This is a genomic window from Halomarina oriensis (assembly GCF_009791395.1).
Classification (GTDB): domain Archaea; phylum Halobacteriota; class Halobacteria; order Halobacteriales; family Haloarculaceae; genus Halomarina; species Halomarina oriensis.
The window spans coordinates 38,189-45,035 of the sequence record NZ_WSZK01000029.1; the positions used below are offsets into that span (position 1 = coordinate 38,189).

9 protein-coding genes are annotated in these 6,847 nt (G+C 68.3%); 2 read left to right on the forward strand and 7 right to left on the reverse strand.

Features of this window, described 5'->3' with window-relative positions; all coding sequences use genetic code 11:
• Positions 1–178: 178 nt before the first annotated feature.
• From hisF to GQS65_RS16170, 3 genes are all read right to left on the reverse strand, one after another.
• Entirely contained in the window at positions 179–988 is an 810-nt protein-coding gene (hisF, locus tag GQS65_RS16160) for an imidazole glycerol phosphate synthase subunit HisF (protein WP_368280283.1), read from the reverse strand.
• Between the two features lie 26 nt (positions 989–1,014).
• On the reverse strand, positions 1,015–1,200 hold the full coding sequence (locus GQS65_RS16165; protein WP_158205670.1) for a hypothetical protein: 186 nt from the start codon (positions 1,198–1,200) through the stop codon (positions 1,015–1,017).
• 102 nt (positions 1,201–1,302) lie between these two features.
• Positions 1,303–1,737 carry a DUF5684 domain-containing protein gene (locus GQS65_RS16170; RefSeq protein ID WP_158205671.1) on the reverse strand — a complete coding sequence of 145 codons (435 nt, stop codon included), beginning with the start codon at positions 1,735–1,737 and terminating at the stop codon, positions 1,303–1,305.
• 108 nt (positions 1,738–1,845) lie between these two features.
• On the opposite strand from GQS65_RS16170, the gene GQS65_RS16175 reads away from it, so the two are divergent.
• The gene (locus GQS65_RS16175; RefSeq protein WP_158205672.1) at positions 1,846–2,043 is read left to right on the forward strand and encodes a DUF7550 family protein; all 198 of its coding nucleotides are present in this window, start codon (positions 1,846–1,848) and stop codon (positions 2,041–2,043) included.
• A gap of 36 nt (positions 2,044–2,079) precedes the next feature.
• On the opposite strand, the gene GQS65_RS16180 is transcribed toward GQS65_RS16175, so the two are convergent.
• Together GQS65_RS16180 and purL are read right to left on the reverse strand one after the other, a co-directional pair.
• Positions 2,080–2,637: a sugar O-acetyltransferase gene (locus GQS65_RS16180; RefSeq protein WP_158205673.1), complete on the reverse strand. Its 558-nt coding sequence runs from the start codon at positions 2,635–2,637 to the stop codon at positions 2,080–2,082.
• Between the two features lie 60 nt (positions 2,638–2,697).
• Positions 2,698–4,869, reverse strand: a complete 2,172-nt coding sequence (gene purL / locus GQS65_RS16185) for a phosphoribosylformylglycinamidine synthase subunit PurL (protein WP_158205674.1) — start codon at positions 4,867–4,869, stop codon at positions 2,698–2,700.
• A 242-nt stretch (positions 4,870–5,111) separates the two neighbouring features.
• On the opposite strand from purL, the gene GQS65_RS16190 reads away from it, so the two are divergent.
• Positions 5,112–5,795: a CehA/McbA family metallohydrolase gene (locus GQS65_RS16190; protein WP_368280284.1), complete on the forward strand. Its 684-nt coding sequence runs from the start codon at positions 5,112–5,114 to the stop codon at positions 5,793–5,795.
• Between the two features lie 28 nt (positions 5,796–5,823).
• Here GQS65_RS16190 and GQS65_RS16195 read toward each other — a convergent pair whose 3' ends face one another.
• Together GQS65_RS16195 and GQS65_RS16200 are read right to left on the reverse strand one after the other, a co-directional pair.
• The gene (locus GQS65_RS16195; protein ID WP_158205675.1) at positions 5,824–6,075 is read right to left on the reverse strand and encodes a hypothetical protein; all 252 of its coding nucleotides are present in this window, start codon (positions 6,073–6,075) and stop codon (positions 5,824–5,826) included.
• Positions 6,075–6,847, reverse strand: a 773-nt coding sequence (locus GQS65_RS16200) for a transcription initiation factor IIB (protein WP_158205676.1), incomplete at its 5' end; no start/stop codon positions are given. The genes GQS65_RS16195 and GQS65_RS16200, both read right to left, overlap by 1 nt.

The following is a 6,847-nucleotide window of genomic DNA, read 5'->3' on the forward strand; positions in this document are numbered from 1 at the left end:
TCCCTCGCTGTCGCGCCGTTCGGGACGGCCCCGACGGACGTGGCCGCAAACGCGGTGTACGGCCCGACCTCTCGCCCGTTGGTCGCGTTCGAGCGTTCGCACACCGGCGACCGCCCGGTGAACTTCCCGCGAGCGCCTGGCGAACTCAGAGCGGGGTTACGGCGGGTGGTTCGTGGACTCAGCGCCGGACGGGAACGCCGTGGTCCGCGAGGTACGCCTTCGTCTCGTCGATGGTGTACTCGCCGAAGTGGAAGATGGAGGCGGCGAGCGCGGCGTCCGCGCCAGCGTCGAACGCCTCGCGCATGTGCTCTGGACTGCCCGCACCGGAGGAGGCGATGACCGGCGTCGAGACGGCGTCACAGACCGCGCCCGTGAGCGGCAGGTCGTAGCCGTCTTTCGTCCCGTCGGCGTCGATGGAGTTGACGAACAGTTCGCCCGCGCCGCGTTCTTCGGCCTCGGCCGCCCACGAGACGACGTCGATGCCCGTCCCCTCGCGGCCGCCCTTCTTCGTACACTCGAACCAGCAGGACTCGCCGTCGACCTGCTCGTAGTGCTCGCCGGCCTCGTCGTAGCGCCGCCGGGCGTCGACGCTGATGACGATACACTGGTTGCCGAACGCTCGTGCGCCCTCGGTGATGAGTTCGGGGCGTTCGAGCGCCCCCGTCGTGATGGAGACCTTGTCCGCACCGGCCCGCAGCGTCTCCTTGATGTCCTCGCGGGTCCGGATGCCGCCGCCGACGGTCAGCGGGATGAAACACTCGTCGGCCACCGCCGAGACGACCCCGAGCATCGTCTCGCGGCCGTCGGCGCTCGCGGTGATGTCGAGGAAGACGAACTCGTCGGCCCCGGCCGCGTTGTACTCGCGGGCGAGTTCGACCGGGTCACCCGTGTACTGGAGGTTCTCGAAGTGGACGCCGGTGTAGACCGCCGGTTCGCCGTCGTCGTCCACGTCCACGTCGATACACGGGATGATGCGTTTGGTCAGCACGTGCGGGCCTTCGCGGCCCGCTCTGTTCACGATTTCGACCCGTCCCCGAGAACCTCGCGTATCTCCGCCTCGCTCAACACGTCCACGAGGTCAGCGCCCGCCTCGTAGCGTCGGAGCTGTTCGGTGTCCAGCACCGTCCCCAGGTCCTCCTCGTCGAGACGTGCGAGCAACATCCGGTCCAGGTCCGCCGGGTCGTAGCCGGGAATCGACATGGTCGACCTTGACGCGTGACAGCAATAGTCGTTTCTCGCGTCGGGATTCCGACCGGTTCGACTCCCACGACGCGCCGGTTCGTCGTGTGACCCGCCTCCCGCTCAGGCCCAGTCCTCGTGGACGGTGTTCTGTGCCGGTGGCTCGTACGAGTAGTCGCCGAACGCCAACAGCGGCCAGAAGACGAACGGCAGGAAGAACAGTCCCAGACCGTAGATCGCCGCCGTCGCGCCGTCCATCCCGAACGTCTTGGCGAAGTCGTAGTTGATCTTCGGCAGGACGACGACGTTGACCAGGGGAACCATCGCGGGAAGAACCCACCACCCTGACTTATCGGCGACCTGAAGTTTGACGTAGACTCGGTAGATGGGAATCAGCGACGTCCACCCCGGCCGGTCCGCCTTCTCGAAGGCGTACCACCGACCGGCGACGATACCGACGATGGCGGCGAGGAACAGTGCCAGGACGACGAAGACGACCACCATCCCCGCGGCCTCTCCCTGAAGCGGCAGTACTGTCTGTATTGCTGACTGTAACATCTTTAACACTGTTCGGGTCGTGCTACATGAACGTTCCCGTTCGACCTCACCACCGACCCCGCGGGTGAGTCCGACAGGTCAAAGTAGTCACCGGCGGGAGCACAGGGTATGAGCGACCACGCCGACGACCCGGACCACCACGAGGACCACGCCGTCGAGGGGAACGACCACCCCGAGCCACGACCCGACCATCGCCAGACCGCACCGCAGGGACCGTACACGAACCGCATGGTCGGCATCGGTGCACTCGTCGCGCTGGTCGGCCTCCTCGTCGTGTTCGGCGTCCCCATCCTCCTCACGCTCTGAGCCGTCGGCCACCCAGTCGAAGCACCCACCGACCGCTCACTCGATTTCTCGGACCACGTCCGCCGGGTTCCCCTGCACCACGACCCGCGGCGGCACGTCCTCGGTGACGACGGCCCCAGATGCGACCATCGCCCCGTCACCGACCGTCACGCCGGGGTTGAGCACCGCTCGCCCGCCGACCCAGACGTCGTCGCCGACCGTGACCGGTTTGCCGTACTCCAGTCCCGCCGCGCGCTCCTCGGGGTTCAGCGGGTGGGTCGCGGTGTAGACGTGGACCCCCGGCCCGAGCATGCAGTCGTCGCCGAACTCGATTCGGCAGACATCGAGGAAGACACAGTCGACGTTGGCGAAAAAGCGGTCGCCGACGTGGACGTTGGAGCCGTAGTCACAGCGAACCGGTGGCTCGACGCTGACGTGCTCGCCGACCGACCCGAACAGACCGTCGAGCAGGCGCTGGCGTTCGTCGCTCTCGTCCGGGTCGGTCCGGTTGTATTCGGCCGCCGTCGACTCCGCCCGACGTCGGTCGGCGACGAGTTCGGCGTCGCTCGGGTCGTACGGTTCGCCAGCGAGCATCTTCTCTCTCTCGGAGTCCATCGGTCGCTGGAGGCACGTCGGCGACAAAAAGCCCCGTCCGTCACTCCCTCCGGGCGACGGTCACTCCAGTTCGCGTTCGACGACCGACCGAAGGTCACGGATCGCCGCCGCGTCGTCGTCGAGCGTCTCCCCGTCCACGGTCACCGAGAGCGTCCCGGAACCGTCGGCCCGACCGACCTCGGTCACGGAGGCGACGCCGTCGAACGCCCCACGGACGGCGTCGGGGTCGGTCGTCTCGACGACGGCGCGGCCGACCTGCTCGTGGAAGAGACACTCGACCGCGGGCGCGTCGGCGTCGAGCGTCACCGTCGCGCCCGCGTCGTCGGTCACCATCTCGGCGAGCGTCACTGCGAGGCCGCCGTGGCTGGCGTCGTGGACCGCGAGGGTGGACTCGTCGTTCGCCACGGCCGCCAGCGCGTCGACCACGCTCGCCGGAGTCTCGGGCAGCGTCGGGAAGCGGTCGCTCCCACCGAACTGCGCGAGGAGTTCCGACCCACCGAGGCCGGCCTCGCCACCCGCCAGCACGTCGTCGCCGACGACGAGCAGCGTCCCCTCGCCCACGAACGCACTCGACGGTGCATCGTACCCGGTCTTCGTCCCGACCATCGCCAGCGTCGGCGTCGGCGGAATCGGCCCCGAGACCGAGTCGTTGTACAGCGAGACGTTCCCGCCGACGACGGGCACCGAGAGGGCCGCACACATCTCGGCGAGACCGTCGACGATGGCCCGGAACCCGCCGTAGACGTCGGGGTTCTCGGGATTGCCGCCGTTCAGACAGTCGACGGCGGCGAGCGGTCGTGCACCGGTCACGGCGAGGTTCGTCGCGTTCTCCAGTGCCACCGCACGTGCGCCCTCGTAGGGATTCGCGGTCGTCCAGTTCGGGTCAGCACCCGAGGAGAACGCGAGTCCGGTGTCGGCCTCGCGGACGGCGACCAGCGCGGCGTCACCGCCGGGTCCGACCGCCGTCCGGGTGCCGACCTCGTGGTCGTACTGGCGGTAGACCCACGACTTGCTCGCCGTCGAGGGGGCACCGACGACGGCCTCGAACGCATCCGAGAGGTCGACGTCGGGCAGGTCGCGGGACTGCGGGTCCGGGTCGACGTGGTCGAGGTCGTTCATCGGCGCGCCGTCGGCGAGGAACTCGGCGGGGACGTCGACGACCGTCTCCGTCTCGCCGCCGTCGGTGAACGTGCAGGTGTAGTCGCCGTCGGTGACCTCGCCGATGACCGAACAGCCGAGGTGGAAGCGGTCGGCGAGTTCCCGTACCCGGTCGACGTCCTCGGGGCGGACCTCGTAGACCATCCGTTCTTGCGATTCGGCGAGGAGGATTTCGAGGGGGTGCATCTCCGGTTCGCGCTGGTGGACGCGTTCGAGCGCGATGTCCGCACCGAGACCACCCTTGGCGACGAGTTCGGAGGAGGCTCCACCGAGACCCGCCGCTCCGAGGTCACGGGCCGACCGAAGCAGGTCATCGTCGACGAGCGCCTCGTTGCACTCCACGAGGCGCTTCTCGGCGTAGGGGTCGCCGACCTGCACCGCGGGACGGTCCTCCGTCTCGGCGTCCTCCGCCAGGTCCTCGCTGGCGAAGGAGGCCCCGCCGAGGCCGTCACGCCCCGTCGCGTTGCCGACGAGGACGAGGGCGTTCCCCGGTTCCTCGGCGACGGCGGTGACGAGGCGGTCGTCGTGCAGCAGGCCGACGCAGGCGACGTTGACGAGCGGGTTCCCGACGTAGTCCTCGTGGAACGCGACGCTGCCCGTCACCGTCGGAACGCCGATGCAGTTACCGTAGTGGCCGATGCCCTCGACGACGCCGTCCATGAGATACTGGGAGTGTTCGCGCTCGAACGGGCCGAAGTACAGCGAGTCCGCGAGGGCGATGGGGTACGCGCCCATCGAGAGCGTGTCGCGGACGATGCCGCCGACGCCCGTCGCCGCGCCGTCGAACGGGTCGACGTAGGAGGGGTGGTTGTGGCTCTCGATACCGAGCGTGACGTACCACTCCTCGGAGTAGCCCTCCCCCGACGCGTCGGGGAGTGCGACGACGGCCGCGTCGTCGCCCGGCCCGACGACGACCTGGTCGCCGTCGCTCTCGAACGCCGACAGCAGCGGTCGTGAAGAGCGGTAGGCACAGTGTTCGCTCCAGAGGTTCTCGAAGAGCGCCTCCTCGGTCGGGGTCGGGTCACGGCCCAGTTCCGCGACGACGAGGTCACGGTCGGACGGGACGAGGCTCATTGGCAGGTGGTGCGCGAAGGGGGACAATAGGGGTTTCCATCGGAGGGTGGTCGGAGCCCCAATTGTATCCATGAACGTGTGGTGTCGGGGCGGAGAGCACCGCAGTTCTGACCAACTAAGTGTATTTTACAGTAGTGCGGCAGCCACCCTTCGGACCACGCTTGGTGGGCTGATTCGTGTTGTCACGACGCATTCATGCCTCCGACCGGACTGTTTTTGCTCTCGCCGGGTCTACTCGAACCGTGCTCAGCGTCGAGCTTCACAGCCACTCCGACCTCTCGTACGACGGTCGTGACCCCGTCGAACTCCTCCTGGAGCAGGCGGCGGCCGTCGGCCTCGACGCCCTCGCCGTCACCGACCACGACGAGATAGACGCCTCACTCCGGATGGCCGACCTCGCTCCGGAGTACGGCCTCGTCGGTATCACGGGCATGGAGATAACCAGCGCCGCAGGGCACGTCCTCGGGTTCGGCCTCGAGGAGCGTGTCCCCGCGGGTCTGCCGTTCGACGAGACGCTCGACCGTATCCGGGAGCAAGACGGCATCGCCGTCGTCCCCCACCCGTTCCAGCGCTCCCGTCACGGCGTCGCCCCACACATCTCGAACGAACAACTCGCGGCCGCCGACGCCATCGAGGTGTACAACTCCCGGCTGTTCACCGGCCGGTCGAACCGACGCGCCAAACGGTTCGCCGAGCGTCGCGGCCTCCCGATGACCGCGGGTAGCGACGCACACATCGCCGAGATGGTCGGGCAGGCGGTCACACAGGTCGCTACCGACGACCGCTCCGCGGAGGGCATCCTCGACGCCGTCACGGAGGGACGAACCACCGTCGTCGGCAGTCGAACGCCGTGGCGGGTCAGTGTCCGGCAGTTCGGGGGCGGTGTGAAGCGACGGGCGCGGATGGCGGCGCTCTCGCTGTTCTGACTGCGAGTCGTGAGCGACGACCGCCCGCTCAGCGGAGGTCGGGCATCGAGACGACGCCCTCGCGCATCGCGACGAGCAACCGGTTCTCGACTTCCATCTCGTTCCAGTCGTCGGGGCGTGCCTCCTCCGGAACCTCCTCGACACGGGCGAGGATGTCGGCTCTGAGGAAGTGACCGAACGAACAGCCGTTGTCACACTGGCGAACGACGGAGGGCGCGCGGAAGGGTCGTTCGACCACCGCACCACAGGTCGGACAGACGTACTCGTGGGTTCGCCCCATCAGAGCGACGGGGTGCCGCTCTCGGCTTCGAGGAGTTCGTGGTAGCGGTTGCGGATGGTGACCTCCGAGATATTTGCCACGTCGCTGACCTGCGACTGCGTCACCTTCTCGTTGGTGAGCAACGAGGCGGCGTAGACGGCGGCCGCGGCGAGTCCCACGGGGGACTTCCCGGAGTGGATGCCGGCATCCTTGGCGTTCCGGAGCAGTTCACGGGCGCGACGCTCGGACTCGTCGGAGAGGTCGAGGTCGCTGGCGAACCGCGGCACGTAGCTCTCGGGGTCCGCCGGCTGAATCTCCAGGTTGAGTTCGCGCACCACGTAGCGGTAGGTACGGGCGATCTCGTCCTTCTCGACGCGGCTCACGTCGGTGATTTCGTCGAGGCTCCGTGGCGTGCCGGCCTGTCGCGCGGCGGCGTAGAGCGCGGAGGTGGCGACGCCCTCGATGGACCGGCCGGGGAGGAGGTCCTCGTCGAGCGCCCGGCGGTAGATGACGCTCGCGGTCTCCCGAACGTTCTCGGGCAGGCCGAGTGCGCTCGCCATGCGGTCGATCTCCCCGAGCGCCTGTTTGAGGTTACGTTCCTTGGAATCACGCGTGCGGAAGCGCTCGTTCCACGTGCGGAGCCGTTGCATCTTCTCGCGCTGGCGGCTGGACAGGGAGTTGCCGTAGGCGTCCTTGTCCTGCCAGCCGATGTTCGTCGAGAGCCCCTTGTCGTGCATCATGTTCGTCGTCGGCGCACCGACGCGGGACTTCTGGTCTTTCTCCGCGGAGTCGA